Below are 16,339 nucleotides of genomic sequence, written 5' to 3'. Positions count from 1 at the left end.
GAGAACCGGACACAACTACCACTGTGGCATGTCGCCGAAGCGTACATGTCTGTATGTGACGTCGACAACGACGATTGTGATGATCATGAAACATCCGGCGAACCCGCCGTGGTGTCAACGCGGAGCGGAATCGTCCCCGTCGTCCGGGTCGAACTCGCCGAATCCGCCGTCGCCGGTTCTTCCGTCGTCCGGACCGGGGAGATCGCCGCCGGGACCGGCGCCGCGCCGGTCGTATTCGGCGAGGAACCGCTCGAACTCCGCCCCGATCTCCTCACCCGTCGGCAGACTCTCGTCGGTCGGCAGGGGAGAGGTCTGCTGTTCCTGGGCGGCGACGTAGCTGTCGTATTGCCGCTCGAGCGCGTGCACCACGCCGAGGACCTCGGCATTGTCCTCGATGTGCTCGTCGATCTGCTCCCGCACCCGCGCCGCGGCCTCACCGAGCGCCTGCAGAGACAGCTCGAGGCCGCCGACCTCTGCGACGTTCGTCAGCAGCGTCTCGGCGGCCGCCGGATAGTCGGTCTGGGCGAGATAGTGCGGCACGTGCACGGAGAAGCCTACGGACTCGTGCCCGTGCTGGCCCATGCGGTATTCGAGCAGCGACGACACTCCCGCGGGCACCTGGAGCTCGCCCGACCAACGGTGGTGCCCCGCGATGAGGTCCTTGTTCGTCGAGTGCGCGGTGACCGCCAACGGCCGGGTGTGCGGGATCGCCATGGGGATCGCGTTGAGTCCGATGGTCCGCCGCACCCCGAACTGCTCGGCGAGCAACCGCACCGCGGTGATGAAACGCTCCCACTTCAGATCCGGCTCGGCACCCGCGAGCAGCAGGAACGGGGTGCCGGCCTCATCGATGAGCGCGTACAGGTTCAGTTCGGGCTCGGCGTAGTCCGAGAAGTGGTCGGCCTTGAACGTCATGAGCGGCCGACGCGACCGGTAGTCGATCAGTTCGTCGACGGCGAACGACGCGACGAGCTCGGTCTCCAGACTCTCGCGCAGGTGCGTGGTCGCCAGGCGCACCGCGTGTCCCGCGTCGGCGAAACCTTCGAGACCGTGCACGAGGACCGGCCCCTCACCTTCCGGGGAGGTGAGCTGCGGAGCCGGGAATTCCAGCTCGTACATGCGGGACTGTTCGTCCATCTGCGAACCACTCCGATCACACTTCGTCTCGGCATCTCCGCCGGGGTCACCCGACGTGGCATGGTGGTGTTCGAGTCTAATCGACGCTACGACGACCGATTCCGGGGCGCACATCCTGCCCGACGTCGACGACCGAGGGAGGTTCGGGTGACCCGACGCGACACTCGTCCGAGGCGCCGCGCATCGGCCGCCCGAAGTGCGGTGGCGACAGCGTGCCTGATGCTCGCATCCGCCTGCTCCCAGACCGTCTCCGGCGACCCCCGGCCCGAACCGGCAGCCCTGACGGGAACCGCGCCTGCACCTGCACCCGCGATTGTCCGGGCACCCGGCGAGCTGGTGCTTCCTCTCGAACGTTTTCCCGAACCGTACGTCGCGGTGGTCCTCCCACCGGAGGCCGTGGCGCAGGCAGCGCCCGACCTGACCGGGATCCAGCCCGGCTCGAAGGTCGATCCGGGCGGATGTCTGCCGCCCGCGCAGAATTACGGCCCCGAGAGCACCGCCATGGTGGTCGGTACCGACAACGCCAGTCGCGCGACGATCAGTGTCGAGGTCACCCGTTCCGCTCCGGACGTCGGCGAGTACCGCACCTATCTCACCGAGTGCTCGCAGGTGGACGCCACCGTGCGGGGGATCACCTCGACCGTCTCGACCGTCCTCGGCGACGATCCCGCCATAGCCGTCGACGGGGCCGAGACGCTGGCCCTGACCCGCACGGTCGACTCCGGCAGTGGATCGGGTGGCATGACGCAGTCGATGGCCGCGCGGATCGCGCAGATCGGGGACGTGCGTGTGACGGTCACGTACCTGTCCTTCGACGCGGCGCCGCCCGACGCCGACAATCTCGACCTCGTGTTCCGGGAGGCCGTCGACTTCGCCGCCCGCCCCTGACGGGGCCGGGCGCGCACCCTAACAGCGTTCACCGACGGGATCGTCCGTTCGGCACGGGTCGACGATGCCGGTCGCGGAGTTGTCCACAGCCGGCCGGTTCATCCCCAGAAGGCCGCGGAACGACCCCGGGAGTCGCTTTCCGCTCGGGCCGATGGGCCACGGTTCGAGCATGACAACTTCCACGCCTTCGTCGTCGCATCCCCTCCGTCTCACCGATGTCGGTGACGTGATCGCCGCCCTGCCCGCCCTCATGGGCTTCCCGCCGATGCGTTCGATCGTCGTGATGTGCCTGACCCCGACGGATGACGCTCCGACCCGCCCGAACGGGAAGGTGGCGAGTATCGGCGCCGTGATGCGACACGACCTCGTCCTGCCCCGGCCCGGAGAGTCGGTCCCGGAACCCATGCGCGCGGCGTTCCGGCGCTTCTGCGCCGTCTGTGCCCGCGAGGGCGCGGAATCTGTGGTGGCCGTTCTCGTGGACGACGACCTCATCGACCGGCACGATCCGGTGATCGCCGACGTGTGCAGGCTCGTCGACGACTTCGCCGACCATCTCGACGCCGTCGGCATCGACCTGGCGGGGGTGTACGCGCTACCGGAGATCACCGGTGGAGCGACCTGGTTCGTGCCCGGCCAGAACATCACCGGCAGCATGGCCGATCCCGGGTCCTCGGTGGTCGCGGTGGCCCGGGTGTTCGAGGGCAGCCCGATCCGCGGCTCCCGCACCGAGCTCGCCGCACTGCTCGCGCCGTATCCGCCGGCGGTGAGGCAGGAAGTCGCGCGGTGTATCGACGAGGTCGTCGAGACCCGCGACCGCGAGTACGAACGCTGTGCCCGCGAGGGCGGCGGCGAACGCGCCGACCGTCTCGAACTCGAAACCGTGCTCGCACACATCGAGACGTACGCCGGCGGAACGGATCCCAGCGCGTCCGACATCGCCGAGCTGGCCGTCCTGCTCGCCAACCGCACGGTGCGCGACGCCGCCATGGGACTTGCGACCGGACCGCTCGCACGGCCGGCGGAGCGTCTGTGGACCGAGCTCGCCCGGGCCCTGCCCGATCCCGAGCGGGCCGATGCCGCCGCGCTTGTCGGCTTCGGCGCTTACGTGCGCGGCGACGGTCCGCTCGCCGGGGTCGCGCTCGCAGCGGCCCTCGAATCCGATCCCCGCCACCGGCTTTCGGATCTGCTCGACCAGGCCCTGCAGGCGGGACTGCGTCCCGAGTCGATCCGTGGCCTCGCGGAGACCGGACACGAGATCGCGGCGCGGCTGGGACTCGAACTGCCGCGCGGCGACGAACCGTCCTGAACCGGAGCCGTGTCCTCGATCAGCGTCGAGCAGCGTGCAGCCGGTCGCCGAGAGACCGGGTGAACTCCCACGCATCGGAGACGATCTCGTCGAGATCGGTGTGCTGGGGGTTCCACCCGAGCTCGGAGATCGCGCGGCTGCTCGAGGCGATGAGCACGGCCGGATCACCGGCACGGCGCGGCGCGTCGACCGCTGCGATCGGCAGGCCCGTGACTCGCTCGCACGCCGAGATGACCTCGCGGACGGTGAAGCCCTCTCCGCTGCCGAGGTTGTAGATGCCGTGGCGGCCGGGTTCGGACTTCGTCAGTGCCAGTACGTGGGCGTCGGCGAGATCCTTGACGTGGATGTAGTCGCGCACCGCGGTGCCGTCCTTGGTCGGCCAGTCGGTGCCGAAGACCGAGATGTGATCGCGCACACCGAGAGCGACCTGCAGCACGAGTGGGATCAGATGCGTCTCGGCGACCCGGTTCTCCCCGGCACCGCCGTAGGCGCCGGCGACGTTGAAGTACCGCAGACTCGTCGCCGCGAGACCGTGAGCGTGCGCGTACGAGGAGATCGCATGATCGATGGCGAGCTTCGACGCACCGTACGGGTTGGTTGGCCGGGTGGGCGCGTCCTCGGTGATCGGCACGCTGTCGGGTTCGCCGTAGGTCGCGGCGGTGGAGGAGAACACCAACCGTGGGGTACCCGAGCGGCGGACGGCCTCGAGCAGGGCCAGGGTGGTCACCACGTTGCCTTGCCAGTACTTCTCGGGGAACTCCACCGACTCGCCGACGAGGGACTGTGCACCGAAGTGGAGGACGCCGTCGAAACGGGATCCGGAGAGCAGTTCGTCGGCGACGGCCGCGATGTCGCCCTCGACGAACTCGGCACCGGTGGGCACCGCTTCGGCGTTCCCGGTGGAAAGGTCGTCGACGACCACGACGTCGTGGCCCTGCTCGAGCAACACGGTCGTGCACACGCTGCCCACATAGCCGGCGCCGCCGGTCACCAGAAGTCTCACGCTGGACATCCCCTTTTCGCACGCCCGTACCGGACATGCGAAAAGGGGCCTGGGTCAGACCTGCTTCACCTGCACGGCGTGGGCCATCTCGTCGGAAAGCTCGAAGCTGTCGTGACCGGCCACGGTGATGGACACCGAGCCCGGTCGCGTCTCGACTGTAACCCGCGCGTCCGGGACCACACCGGCCTCACGCAGTCGCGCGATGACCTCGGGGTCGGACTGGACGTACTCCGCGAGCCGGCGTACCACGACCGCGGTCGGCTTGCCGTGCGGGATGTCCGTCAACCGCACCAGCTTCTCGTCGAGGACCGCCGTGCGGTCGAGGCCGAGCTGGGCCAGTCCTGGAATGGGGTTGCCGTAGGGGGAGGTGGTCGGGTTGTTGAGCACCTCCACGAGACGGCGCTCGACCTCCTCGCTCATCACGTGTTCCCAGCGGCAGGCCTCGGCGTGCACGTTCTCCCAGTCGAGACCGATCACGTCCACGAGAAGCCGTTCCGCGAGCCGGTGCTTGCGCATGACCGAGACCGCGAGATCGCGGCCCTTCTCGGTGAGCTGCAGGTGGCGGTCGCCGGCGACCCGGAGCAGGCCGTCGCGTTCCATGCGGGCCACGGTCTGGCTGACCGTCGGTCCGCTCTGTTCGAGGCGCTCGGCGATACGCGCGCGCAGCGGCACCACACCTTCCTCTTCCAAGTCGTAGATGGTCCGGAGATACATCTCCGTTGTATCGACCAGGTCCTTCACTCTCACACCCCTTCGTCTGGGCCGATTCTAACCGTGCGAACAGGACGGTGGGGGCGCCCTCCGAGGCTCGCATGTCCGTGGGTGGACCAGTAGCGTCTGTGTCCATGACCACGAGCTCCACCGCGGCGGGCGGTACGACACAGCTGAGCGGCGATCGGATAGTGGTGTGGAGCCCCGACTACCTCGACTACCGGTGGGGTCCGACACATCCGATGAACCCCACGCGTCTCGATCTCACGATGGCGCTGTCCCGCAGTCTCGGTCTCCTCGAAGGCGTCGAGACGGTCCGCCCGTCCCCTGCGGACGACACCGATCTGCTGCGCATCCACACCTCGTCCTACGTCGACGCGGTCAAGCGTGCGGGCTCCGCTCCGGGGGGAGCGGCACCCCCGGCCGACGCACCCCACGGTCTCGGCACCGAGGACAACCCGATCTTCCCCCGTATGCACGAGGCCAGCGCGACGCTCGCCGGGGGAACCCTCGCGGCCGCACGCGAGATCGCGAGCGGCCGGGCCCGCCGTGCGGTGAGCATCGGGGGCGGCATGCACCACGCGATGGCCGACTGGGCCGCCGGGTTCTGCGTCTACAACGACGCCGCCATCGCGATCTCGTGGCTGCTCGACCACGGCTACGACCGCATCGCCTACATCGACGTCGACGCCCACCACGGCGACGGTGTGCAGCACGCATTCCTCGGCGATCCCCGCGTCCTGACCATCTCCCTGCACCAGCATCCCGCGACGCTGTGGCCCAACACCGGGTGGTCCAGCGAGGTCGGTTCGGGTCCGGCCGAGGGCACCGCGATCAATCTGCCGGTACTGCCGGGCACCGTGGACGCGTTGTGGTTGCGCGCCTTCCATGCCGTCGTGCCGGGCGCGGTCGCGGCGTTCCGCCCCCAGATACTCATCAGTCAGTGCGGTGCCGACAGCCACCGCGAGGACCCTCTGGCCGATCTCTCCCTGACCGTCGACGGCCAGCGCGCGTCGTATCTCGCGATGCGCGATCTCGCCGACCGCTACTGCGAGGGTCGCTGGCTCGCCGTGGGCGGCGGCGGTTACGGCCTCGTGCGGGTGGTGCCGCGCGCGTGGACCCACCTGATCGCCGCGGCGCTGGACCGCGAGATCGACCTGAGCACCCCGGTTCCGGCGGACTGGAGCGAGCGCGTCGGCGCTCTCGCCCCGAGCGTCGAACTGCCCACGGTCATGGGGGAGGGCTCCGACGTCTCGTACCTGCCGTGGGACGGTCCCGGTGGCACACCGGAAACGGGGATCGCGTCCCTGGACCGCGCACTGACCCGCATCGATTCGGCGATCATCGCCACGAGGCGGGCGGCCTTCCCGCTGCTCGGCCTGGACCCGGAGGACCCCCGTGACTGACCGGCAGAATCCCTCGGCGGCACCGGACTCCGCGTCTGCGACGGGCGCGGCCCCCGCGCAGGGTGCCGGGACGACAGGGGAGACCGACCCCGCGCGCGAGGCGGCGCTGGCGCGCGCCCGCGACTATCCGCGGCACTGGGTCGCCGACGTGCTGGCCTCGGACGGCGGCGTCGTACACCTGCGGCCGATCGTCCCCGAGGACGCTGACGCGATCGTCGCCTTTCACAGCAAACTGTCCGAACGCACCCGCTATCTGCGGTACTTCGGTCCGTACCCGACGATCTCGAAGAAGGACCTGTTCAACTTCACGGTCGTCGACCACAAGTCCCGGGTGGCGTTCGTCGCGGTGCTCGGCGACGAGATCATCGCCGTCGGGCGGTACGAGGGACTCTCGCACGAGGGCGACGGTCTCTCCGCCGAGGTGGCCTTCACCGTCGCCGACGCTCACCAGGGACGCGGTCTCGGTCCGATCCTGCTCGAACATCTCGCCGGCGCGGCCGCCGAGAACGGACTGCACACCTTCGTCGCCGAGGTCCTCGCCGAGAACCGGCACATGATCACGGTCTTCCGGGAAGCCGGCTACCAGGTCAGCCGCAGCTTCGAAGGGGGAGTCGTCCGGCTCGAGTTCGCGATCGACCCCACCGAAGCCCTCGTCTCGGTCCGCAACGCCCGCGAACGCGCCGCCGAGGCGCGCAGCGTGCGCAACATCCTCGGTCCCGGCAGTGTCGCCGTCATCGGTGCCTCCACCGACAGCCGCAAGGTGGGCAACGCCGTGCTGGTGAACATGCTGCGCAGCGGGTTCACCGGGCCGGTCTACCCGGTCAACGCCGAACACCGGTCCGTCCGAGGTGTCCGCGCCTACCCGACCGTCCGCGACATCCCCGATGAGATCGATCTCGCGGTCGCCGCCGTCCCCGCAGAATCGATCGACTCGGTGCTCGACGACTGTCTCGCGAAGGGTGTCAAGGCCCTGCTCGTCGTCTCGTCCGGTTTCGGCGAGACCGGACCGGAGGGTCGCGACGCCGAGCGGCGGCTCGCGCTGGCCGCGCGGTCGCACGGTATGCGACTCATCGGGCCGAATGCTCTCGGTGTCGCCAACAACGATCCCGCCATCCGACTCAACGCGACCCTCGCGCCCGTGCTCCCGGCGTCCGGCAACGTCGGTTTCTTCTGCCAGTCCGGCGCCCTCGGCATCGCGATCCTCGACGAGGCCGCCAAGACGGGTGTCGGACTGTCGTCTTTCGTCTCGGCCGGCAACCGCGCCGACCTGTCCGGCAACGACCTGCTGCAGTACTGGGACACCGATCCTGCCACCGAAGTGGTGCTGCTGTATCTGGAGAGTTTCGGCAACCCGCGTAAGTTCTCGCGCATCGCGCGGCGGGTGGCGCGCAGCAAACCGATCGTCGCCGTCAAGAGCGGCCGCCACGCGGTGCCGCCGGCGCTCGCCGCCCGGACGGGGGAGATGGACGACACCATCGTGCGATACCTGTTCGAGCAGGCCGGTGTCGTCCAGGTCGAGTCCATCGGCCAGCTCTTCGACTCGGCCCTGCTGTTCGGTTACCAGCCGCTGCCCGCGGGTCCCCGCGTCGCCGTGGTCGGCAACTCCACCGCCCTGGGTCTGCTCGCCGTCGACGCCGCCCGCGGCCAGGGTCTGCAGGCACCGGACGCGGTAGATCTCGGCGCGCAGGCGTCGCCCGAGGAATTCGCCGAAGCCGTCGCCCGGGCGCTCGACTCACCCGATGTCGACTCGGTGATCGCGGTCTTCGTCCCGCCGGTCGCCGTCGACGTCCAGCCCTACGCGCAGGCCCTGCGCGACGCCGTCGCCGGGTCGGAGAAGCCGGTGGTCACGACCTTCCTGGCGACCGAGGGTATCCCCGACGTCCTGGCCGTGCGCGGACCGGACGGCAACCCGACCCGCGGATCCGTGCCGTCCTATCCCGGTCCGGAACGAGCAGCGCTCGCCCTGGGGCGGGCGTGGCGGTACGCGAAATGGCGCAGTCGTCCGCCCTCGCAGGTCGTGCGACCGGCGGGCATCGATCCCGAGCGCGCCCGTGCGCTCGTGGACGGCTGGCTCGAGACGACTCCCGAGGGTCGCTACCTGTCGGATACCGAGGCGGCCCTGCTGCTGTCCTGCTACGGAGTCGAGGTCGCGGACTTCCGCGCCGTCACCACCGAGGAGGAGGCGGTCGCGGCGGCGGACGAGATCGGCTTCCCCGTGGCGGTCAAGGCCACCGGTGCGCAGTGGCGGCACCGGCCCGATCTGACCGGGGTCCGGCTCGATCTCGTCGACGCCGATTCGGTACGGATCGCCTATTGCGACCTGGCCGCGGTGTCGGGGGAGCCGTTGATGCACGTGCAGCGGATGGCCCACAAGGGCATCGGTTGCGCGATCCGTGTGCAGGACGACCCGTCGTTCGGTTCGCTCATCTCGTTCGGTCTCGCCGGTGTGATCTCCGACCTGCTCGGCGACCGCGCCTACCGGGTTCTTCCGCTCACGGAGGACGAGGCGGTCGAGTTGATCGACGCGCCGAAGGCGGCGCCGTTGCTCTCGGGCTATCGCAATGCCGCACCGGTGAACAAGCCGGCACTCGTCGACTTCGTCCAGAGGATCTCGGCGCTCGCCGACGACCTGCCCGAGGTGCGCGAACTGGTGTGCGAACCGGTCCTGGCCTCGGTGGTGGGAGCCGAACTCACCGACGCGCACGTGCGGATCGGGCCCGAACCGCACCCGCTCGACCTCGGACCGCGCCGTCTGCGCTGACGGCAGTCCGGCGGCCGGACACCTGCCGGAGAAGGCACCCGAACGGCAACGATCCCCGAGAACCCAGCCCGGTTCTCGGGGATCGGATACCGCTGACGCGCCCGGTCAGCTGGCGTAGGCGCGAAGGCGCTCGGCGCGGTCTCCTTCGCGGAGCTTGACCATCACTTCGCGTTCGATCTGCCGGACACGCTCACGGGACAGCCCGAAGAGCTTGCCGATCTGATCGAGGGTGCGGGGCTGGCCGTCGTCGAGGCCGTAGCGCAGGCGGATGACCTGCTGTTCGCGCTCGTCGAGCGTCGCGAGGACGCTGCGGACGTCGCTGTGCAGGAGTCCGGCGATGACGGCGGTCTCGGCGGACGTCGCCTCGGCGTCCTCGATGAAGTCGCCCAGCGGGGCCTCCTCGTCGTTGCCGACGGGCATGTCGAGGCTCACCGGGTCGCGGCTGTGGTCGAGCAGGTCGGCGATCTTCTCGACGGGGATACCCGACTCGTTGGCGAGTTCCTCGTCGGTCGCCTCGCGGCCGAGCTGCTGGTGCAGCTCACGCTTGATGCGGGCGAGCTTGTTGACCTGTTCGACGAGGTGGACGGGGAGCCGGATCGTGCGGCTCTGGTCGGCCATTCCGCGGGTGATGGCCTGACGGATCCACCACGTCGCGTAGGTCGAGAACTTGAAGCCCTTCGCGTAGTCGAACTTCTCCATCGCGCGGATCAGGCCGAGGTTGCCCTCCTGGATGAGGTCCAGCAGGGGCATACCGCGTCCGGTGTAACGCTTCGCCAGCGAGACGACGAGGCGCAGGTTCGCCTCGAGCAGGTGGCTACGAGCGGCCTGTCCTTCGCGGACGATGATCGCGAGGTCGCGCTTCTTCGTCGCCGACAGACGCTTCTTCGTCTCGAGCAGGTGCTTGGCATACAGGCCGGCCTCGATCCGCTTGGCCAATTCCACCTCGTCGGCTGCGGTGAGCAGAGCGGTCCGTCCGATGCCGTTCAGGTAGACGCGAACGAGATCGGCTGCGGGGCTCTGACCGTCCAGGTCGGAATCGAAGCGAGCGGTGGTTTCGGGGCGTGCCATGACGTGCCTCCTCATCGGTGGTGTCTCACAGGGTTCAACGACCGGCGAAGCGGTGGAGTTCCCGTCGGTCTCGGAGTACCACCGCGCTGACCTGCACTAACCCGATGAGCTCCTGAGAAGTTGCTGAGAGAACCGAATCGTGGAACCTCAGGAACGCGCCGGAGGGGGTCAGACGGGCTCGATCAACCCGTGCCGCACCAAGCCGTGCACGAGGCCCACCGATTGCGTGAGGAGGTCGTCCTCGTCCTCGCCGTGCGCGGCCGCGAGCAGCGACACGAGATCCCCGAGCGGAAGACCGTCGGCGCGCATGCCGCCGAGCAGGGCGGCCGCGAGGTCGTCCACCTCGTGCTGCCAGGCCGGACCGCCACTGCGGTGCACCCGCACGACCACCTGGTCCCACCCGTCCTCGCCGGGCAGGTGCACCCGCTCGAGGGCCGTGTCGGGCCGCACCGCGAAACGGGCGTCGAGCACCTCGTGCGTACGCAGCCAGTCGAGGCGCCGGAAGTAGTCGACCGCCTCGTCACCCAGCGCGTCGGTGAACGCGTGCCGCAGGTCCTCGGCCATCACATCGGACGGCAGGTCGGTGCGGCGCAGGTAGACGAACCCGAACCCGACGCCCTCGACGCCCTGCTCCTCGAAGTGGTCGAGCCACTGCTCGGCGCGCACCGCGACCTCCGGCTCGCGTTGATCGGCGTCACCGTCTCGCAGCCACGTCCCGACGTAGAGGGCCGGATCGGCGATATCGCGCTGCACGATCCAGGCGTCGACGCCGTGTGACGGCAGCCACGATGCGACGCGGGTCCGCCAGTCCTCGCCCTCGACGTGCACCCAGGACGCGAGCATCGCGGCGGTGCCGCCGGGATTCAGGTGTTCGGCGGCCTGCGAGATCATGAGCCGGCTGGCGCCGTCGAGGTCGAGACCGGAATCGCGGTAGCTGTGCTCGACACGTCCGGCGCTCACCACGAACGGTGGATTCGCGACGATGCGGTCGAAGGTCCGGCCGGCGACCGGCTCGAACCACGACCCCTCGAGAAGATCGATGTCGATCTCGTTCAACGCGGCGCTCGCGGCGGCCAGGGTCAGGCAGCGGGGGTTGATGTCGGTCGCGGTGACCTCGTCCGCGTGGTCCGCGGCGCGGATCGCCTGCACCCCGCAACCGGTGCCGAGATCGAGCACCGAACCGACCCGATCGGTCGGGGTGGCCTGCAGCAGCGACAGGGAGGCCTGACCGACGCCGAGGACGTGATCGGGGCGGGTCGAGACGGGCCGGATCGAGCCGTCGAGATCGGACAGCACCCAGCGGCTGCCGGTCCCGGCGTCGAGGGGCCGCAGGTCGAGAGCGGCCCGCACGCCGTCGCCGTCGCGTTCGACGAGTCCCGCCTGCACGGCCTGCTCCGTCGTCACCGGGGCGAGAGCCTGCGCGACCTCGTCCTCGGGGCAGGTGTCCTGGAGGAGGAACAGCCGCACGAGCACGCCGAGATCGCCCGCACCGCGCGCGATGCGCCGGGCAGGGACGGGTTCGCTACGCCCGAGGGCGGCGTGCGCCTCGGGGCCGAGCAGTTCCCGGACGGTGTCGAGGTCGTAGCGGCACCGGATCAGTGCGGTGCGCAGAGCCGGGCAGAGAGACAGGAGAAGGTCGCGGTCCACCACGACATTCTCGCAAGCGTCCCGTCCGGGGTCCCTGTCAGCCGTCGATCACATGGTGGCGGGACGACTCGATCGCCGGGGCATCGTCGAAGCGGCCGTCCCAGCGGCTCGGTTCGTCCTTGCGGCGCGGCGGCCGGTCGTTGGCGATGAGGACGGCGATCCACGGCAGCGGGATCGACACCCCGATGATCGCCATCGAGATCCAGGGATTGGCCCATACGCCGTACGCGATCGCCGCCAGCAGCAGGGCGGGGATGCGGACCGACATGATGGTGAGGTACTTGCGAACCCGTGCTCGGTGCTGATCCTCGAGCGACGCCTCCGCCGCGGTGATCAGAACCGGGTTGTCGGGCGATCCGTTCTCGGGGGATCCGCCGAAACCGTGAGTTCTCGCCATGTCTTCCACCTTCCCACGCCGGGCCGTCGCACGCACATACACATCCGGCCCTTCCGTGCGGCATCATGGACACGTGAGCACGGATATCAAGGAACGGCCGGATACCACCACCGACGAAACGACCGACGACGACACCCCGAAGTTCTTCCACTACGTGAAGAAGAACAAGATCGCCGAGAGTGCGGTCATGGGTACCCATGTGGTCGCGCTGTGCGGTGAGGTCTTTCCGGTGACCCGGTCGCCGAAGCCCGGCTCGCCGGTGTGCCCCGAATGCAAGAAAGTCTACGACGGTTTGCGCAAGGGCGACTGAGACACCTGGTGGAATACCTCGTCGTCCGCCGCGGCGTCGGGTGATTCTGGCGACGGTCTTGCTGCCGGCGAAGACGGTGATACTGCCTCCACCGTCAACAGTTCGGTCTGGGCCGGGGGAACTTCGGATCCCCCGGCCTTGTCGTCGTGCGAGGCAGTGTCGTCGTGCGAGGCAGTGTCGTCGTGGGGAGCAGTGTCGTCGTGGGGGGCAGGCCGATCGTCCGGCGCCGCATCCGACTCGACGGGTTTCCCGTCGATCGGCCACGACTCGGGTTGGCGATCCCCGGGCCGGATCAGGTCCGACAGCCGGATGGTCGTGGAGCTCGTCAACCGGCGGGTGAGGTTCGTCACCGGTCCGCTGTCGGGCGACGGATCACGGGCCGACTGCTCCGCGAGCCAGATCCGCCACTGCTCCAGACGCGTGGCGCGCGCCGGCCAGAACTGTTGCACCGTGGCGTTGAACTCCGCTCCGAGGACCACGGCGAACCCCAGGAAGAACGTGAACAACAGGAACGCGATCGGGGCGGCGAGCGCACCGTAGGTGTAACCCGTGGCCGCGACCCACGTCAGGTACCACCGCAGGATCACGCTCGACGCGAGGAAGAACACCCCGGCCAGCACCGCGCCACCGAGCAGTCGGTGCCACGGCAGTGACTTCGGCAGCGCCACCTTGTACAGGGTCGTCAGACCGATCAGTAGGAGCAGACCCACCGCGGGGAAGTAGAAGGTGTCGATGATCCGTGAGCCGACATCGAACCAGGCGTCGGGCAGCAACCGGCCGATCAGAGTGGGTCCGAGCGCGACGAGCGGCATCGTGAACACCGCCAGGATCAGGAAGATCACGTAGAGGAGCAGCCCGAAGATCCGCTGCCACACCGGGTGGCGATGGTCCTGCTGGTGGTGCGCTTCGACGATCGAATCCACGAACGTCGAGATCGCCGACGATCCTGCCCACAGCGACAACACGAAGCCCAACGACATCACGTCGGCGCGACCCCGACGGAGGACGTCCTCGACCGTGGGTTCGATGATCTGGTCGACCACGCTGTCGCTGAAGACCGAGCGGAGGAAGGTGACGGTCTTCGACGTGATGATCTCCACCGTGTCGGGACCGAACCAGCCACCGACGTAACCGAGACTGCCGAGCAGACCGAGCAACAGGGGCGGCAGTGAGAGGGTCTGCCAGAAGGCCGCGGTCGCCGCCTTGCTGAAGATCGAGTGGTCCCAGGCCGACGACAGGGTGTGCGTCACGACCTTCCAGCCCTTTCCGACCGCGCGGCGAACGCGGCCGGAGGGTGCCTGTGCGGGGGATCGTGGTGTGTCGTTCATCTACTTCCAGAATTCCTGAAGACACGCTCGCGTGCGCGCACAGGCAGGTGAGGGCCTCTCGAATTCTGCCACGCAGTCCTCGGAGAACCCGCCGACGCCGCGGCTTCGGCGGGTTCACGGGCTCCGAGACGATAGGCTGCATGACGGTCGGCGCCCGGACGAGTGCGGTGGCACCGACCCGAGCGAAGCGGACAAGGAGCACGAGAAACCGGTGAGCACCGAAACCGTCGGACAAGCTACGACCTCCGCCCCTGTGGCCCAGCTACGTGCCTGGCAGCGCCGCGCCCTCACCAAGTACCTCGCGACGAAGCCGCGCGACTTCCTCGCCGTCGCGACCCCGGGCGCCGGTAAGACGACCTTCGCCCTCCGGGTGGCGTCGGAGCTGCTGCGCGACCGGACGGTCGACCAGATCACGGTGGTCGCCCCCACGGAGCACCTCAAGCACCAGTGGGCGGGTGCCGCGGCCCGCATCGGCATCGCGCTCGACTCGAACTTCACGAATTCCACCGGGCAGACATCGAGCGACTACCAGGGCGTCGTGGTCACCTACGCGCAGATCGCCTCGCACCCGTTCAAGCACCGTGTGCGCACGGAGGCGCGTCGCACCCTGGTGATCCTCGACGAGATCCACCACGGTGGCGACGCGAAGAGCTGGGGTGAGGGCATTCTCGAGGCGTTCGGGGACGCGACCCGCCGTCTGGCACTGACCGGTACGCCCTTCCGCAGCGACGACAGTGCGATCCCGTTCGTGAGCTACGAACCGAACGAGGACGGTCTGCTGCAGTCCAAGGCCGACCACGCCTACGGCTACGCCGACGCACTCGCCGACGGCGTCGTGCGCCCCGTCGTATTCCTCGCGTACTCGGGCGAGGCGCGCTGGCGCACGAGTGCGGGGGAGGAGTTCACCGCGCGACTGGGAGAGCCTCTCAGCGCCGAGCAGACGGCCCGGGCGTGGCGGACGGCCCTCGACCCCCAAGGCGACTGGATTCCTGCGGTGCTGGGGGCGGCGAACACCCGTCTGCAGCAGCTGCGTGCCGGCGGCATGCCGGACGCCGGTGGGCTCGTCATCGCCACCGACCAGACCACCGCGCGTGCGTACGCGAAGATCCTCGAGTCGATCACCGGCGAGATGCCGACCGTCGTGCTCTCGGACGATCCCACCGCCTCCGACCGCATCTCGCAGTTCAGCGAGGGCAACCAGAGGTGGATGGTCGCCGTGCGCATGGTGTCCGAGGGCGTCGACGTCCCGCGACTGGCGGTGGGTGTGTACGCGACCAGCGCCTCGACCCCGTTGTTCTTCGCGCAGGCCATCGGCCGCTTCGTGCGGTCGCGCCGCAAGGGGGAGACGGCCAGTGTCTTCCTGCCGTCCGTGCCGGTGCTGCTCGAGCTCGCCAGCCAGCTCGAGGCCCAGCGCGACCACGTCCTCGGCAAGCCGCACCGGGTCAAGGAGGGCTTCGACGACGAGCTGCTCGCCGACGCGAACCGGCGCAAGGACGAGCCCGGCGAGGACGAGAAGGCCTACCACTCGCTCGGGGCGGACGCCGAGCTCGATCAGGTCATCTACGACGGATCCTCGTTCGGCACCGCGACATTCGCGGGTTCCGACGAGGAGGCCGATTATCTGGGGCTCCCGGGTCTGCTCGACGCGGAACAGATGCGGGCGCTGCTGCGTCAGCGTCAGGAACAGCAGCTGAACAAGCCGAAGGCCGAACCGGCACCCACGCCGCCGCCCCAGGTGACCGAGCGTGTCGAGACCGCCGACACCCTCGCCCAGCTCCGTCGCGAACTCAACTCGCTCGTCGCGGTCGTGCACCACCGGACCAGGAAGCCGCACGGGGTGATCCACGGCGAACTGCGTCGCCAGTGCGGTGGTCCGCCGACGGCGATGGCGACCGCCGAGCAACTGCGCGACCGGATCGCGATCCTGCGCAGTTGGTGACGACGAGAACGGGCGACCACCTCGAGGTGGTCGCCCGTTCGGTCGGGTCTCGGAACCGTGGTTCCGGACGGCGGATCACACGGTGGCGTCGGACTCGCTCACGATCGTCGCTCCGAGTTCACGGAGGCGGTCGGTGTGCTCGTTCGCGTGGTGCCCGCAGAACAACAGTTCTCCGCCGGTCGGAAGGACGGCGCGGACACGAGCGGCGGCATTGCACCGATCGCAGCGATCTGCAGCGGTCAATTTCGGGCTGGTCAACGTACCGGGCATGACTCCTCCAAACTGGCCACCGCTCATATCGGGTGCCGGGGTCTGGTCCGCCGCACCGGCCGGCGCGGTGGATCTACTCTGACAGACGATTCGTATTCACGTGTTGTTCCCCTGGATGCCCAATGGTGGCGTGTTTCACGCATCGAACAGCGAAAATGCTTCGACATG

14 protein-coding genes are annotated in these 16,339 nt (G+C 69.1%); 6 read left to right on the top strand and 8 right to left on the bottom strand.

The window, feature by feature from the left end; translation table 11 throughout:
• Nucleotides 1-114: 114 nt before the first annotated feature.
• Nucleotides 115-1,137, bottom strand: a complete 1,023-nt coding sequence (locus AC6CID_RS16400) for a proteasome assembly chaperone family protein (protein WP_024100699.1) — start codon at nt 1,135-1,137, stop codon at nt 115-117.
• A gap of 219 nt (nt 1,138-1,356) precedes the next feature.
• Here AC6CID_RS16400 and AC6CID_RS16395 point away from each other — a divergent pair, with 219 nt between their 5' ends.
• Nucleotides 1,357-2,025, top strand: coding sequence for a DUF5642 family protein (locus tag AC6CID_RS16395; RefSeq protein ID WP_498354204.1), 669 nt, complete (start codon nt 1,357-1,359; stop codon nt 2,023-2,025).
• Nucleotides 2,026-2,194: 169 nt separating this feature from the next.
• Nucleotides 2,195-3,331, top strand: coding sequence for a DUF4192 domain-containing protein (locus AC6CID_RS16390; protein WP_498354203.1), 1,137 nt, complete (start codon nt 2,195-2,197; stop codon nt 3,329-3,331).
• A gap of 19 nt (nt 3,332-3,350) precedes the next feature.
• Here the strand turns inward: AC6CID_RS16390 and galE are convergent, their stop codons facing one another.
• Together galE and AC6CID_RS16380 are read right to left on the bottom strand one after the other, a co-directional pair.
• Complete coding sequence (gene galE / locus AC6CID_RS16385) at nt 3,351-4,343, bottom strand: UDP-glucose 4-epimerase GalE (RefSeq protein ID WP_498354202.1); 993 nt, start codon at nt 4,341-4,343, stop codon at nt 3,351-3,353.
• 45 nt (nt 4,344-4,388) lie between these two features.
• Nucleotides 4,389-5,075 (bottom strand): iron-dependent transcriptional repressor DtxR, encoded by a 687-nt coding sequence (locus tag AC6CID_RS16380; protein WP_006551330.1) that lies wholly within the window; start codon nt 5,073-5,075, stop codon nt 4,389-4,391.
• Between the two features lie 104 nt (nt 5,076-5,179).
• Here AC6CID_RS16380 and AC6CID_RS16375 point away from each other — a divergent pair, with 104 nt between their 5' ends.
• Together AC6CID_RS16375 and AC6CID_RS16370 are read left to right on the top strand one after the other, a co-directional pair.
• A complete protein-coding gene (locus AC6CID_RS16375; RefSeq protein WP_039587044.1) occupies nt 5,180-6,451 on the top strand; it encodes an acetoin utilization protein AcuC in 1,272 nt (423 codons plus the stop codon).
• Nucleotides 6,452-6,557: 106 nt separating this feature from the next.
• Entirely contained in the window at nt 6,558-9,212 is a 2,655-nt protein-coding gene (locus tag AC6CID_RS16370; protein ID WP_050993479.1) for a bifunctional acetate--CoA ligase family protein/GNAT family N-acetyltransferase, read from the top strand.
• A gap of 105 nt (nt 9,213-9,317) precedes the next feature.
• On the opposite strand, the gene AC6CID_RS16365 is transcribed toward AC6CID_RS16370, so the two are convergent.
• The 3 genes from AC6CID_RS16365 to AC6CID_RS16355 form a co-directional block, all read right to left on the bottom strand.
• Nucleotides 9,318-10,280 (bottom strand): sigma-70 family RNA polymerase sigma factor, encoded by a 963-nt coding sequence (locus AC6CID_RS16365; RefSeq protein WP_498354201.1) that lies wholly within the window; start codon nt 10,278-10,280, stop codon nt 9,318-9,320.
• A 168-nt stretch (nt 10,281-10,448) separates the two neighbouring features.
• Entirely contained in the window at nt 10,449-11,927 is a 1,479-nt protein-coding gene (locus AC6CID_RS16360) for a DUF7782 domain-containing protein (protein WP_064060801.1), read from the bottom strand.
• A 37-nt stretch (nt 11,928-11,964) separates the two neighbouring features.
• Nucleotides 11,965-12,324, bottom strand: coding sequence for a DUF3099 domain-containing protein (locus tag AC6CID_RS16355; RefSeq protein ID WP_006551334.1), 360 nt, complete (start codon nt 12,322-12,324; stop codon nt 11,965-11,967).
• Nucleotides 12,325-12,397: 73 nt separating this feature from the next.
• Here AC6CID_RS16355 and AC6CID_RS16350 point away from each other — a divergent pair, with 73 nt between their 5' ends.
• On the top strand, nt 12,398-12,634 hold the full coding sequence (locus tag AC6CID_RS16350) for a DUF3039 domain-containing protein (protein ID WP_006551335.1): 237 nt from the start codon (nt 12,398-12,400) through the stop codon (nt 12,632-12,634).
• On the opposite strand, the gene AC6CID_RS16345 is transcribed toward AC6CID_RS16350, so the two are convergent.
• Nucleotides 12,607-13,962: a YihY/virulence factor BrkB family protein gene (locus AC6CID_RS16345; RefSeq protein WP_019289204.1), complete on the bottom strand. Its 1,356-nt coding sequence runs from the start codon at nt 13,960-13,962 to the stop codon at nt 12,607-12,609. The two genes, AC6CID_RS16350 and AC6CID_RS16345, sit on opposite strands and share 28 nt — an antisense overlap.
• Before the next feature lie 211 nt (nt 13,963-14,173).
• Between AC6CID_RS16345 and AC6CID_RS16340 the strand changes: the two genes are divergently transcribed.
• Nucleotides 14,174-15,901, top strand: coding sequence for a DEAD/DEAH box helicase (locus tag AC6CID_RS16340; RefSeq protein ID WP_024100707.1), 1,728 nt, complete (start codon nt 14,174-14,176; stop codon nt 15,899-15,901).
• Nucleotides 15,902-15,976: 75 nt separating this feature from the next.
• On the opposite strand, the gene AC6CID_RS16335 is transcribed toward AC6CID_RS16340, so the two are convergent.
• Complete coding sequence (locus AC6CID_RS16335; protein WP_006551338.1) at nt 15,977-16,171, bottom strand: DUF7455 domain-containing protein; 195 nt, start codon at nt 16,169-16,171, stop codon at nt 15,977-15,979.
• Nucleotides 16,172-16,339: the final 168 nt, after the last annotated feature.

It is taken from the genome of Rhodococcus sp. GQ147 (genome assembly GCF_059759155.1).
The sequence above is the reverse complement of the archived record's forward strand: the minus strand, read 5'-3'. Positions and strand labels throughout refer to the sequence as shown.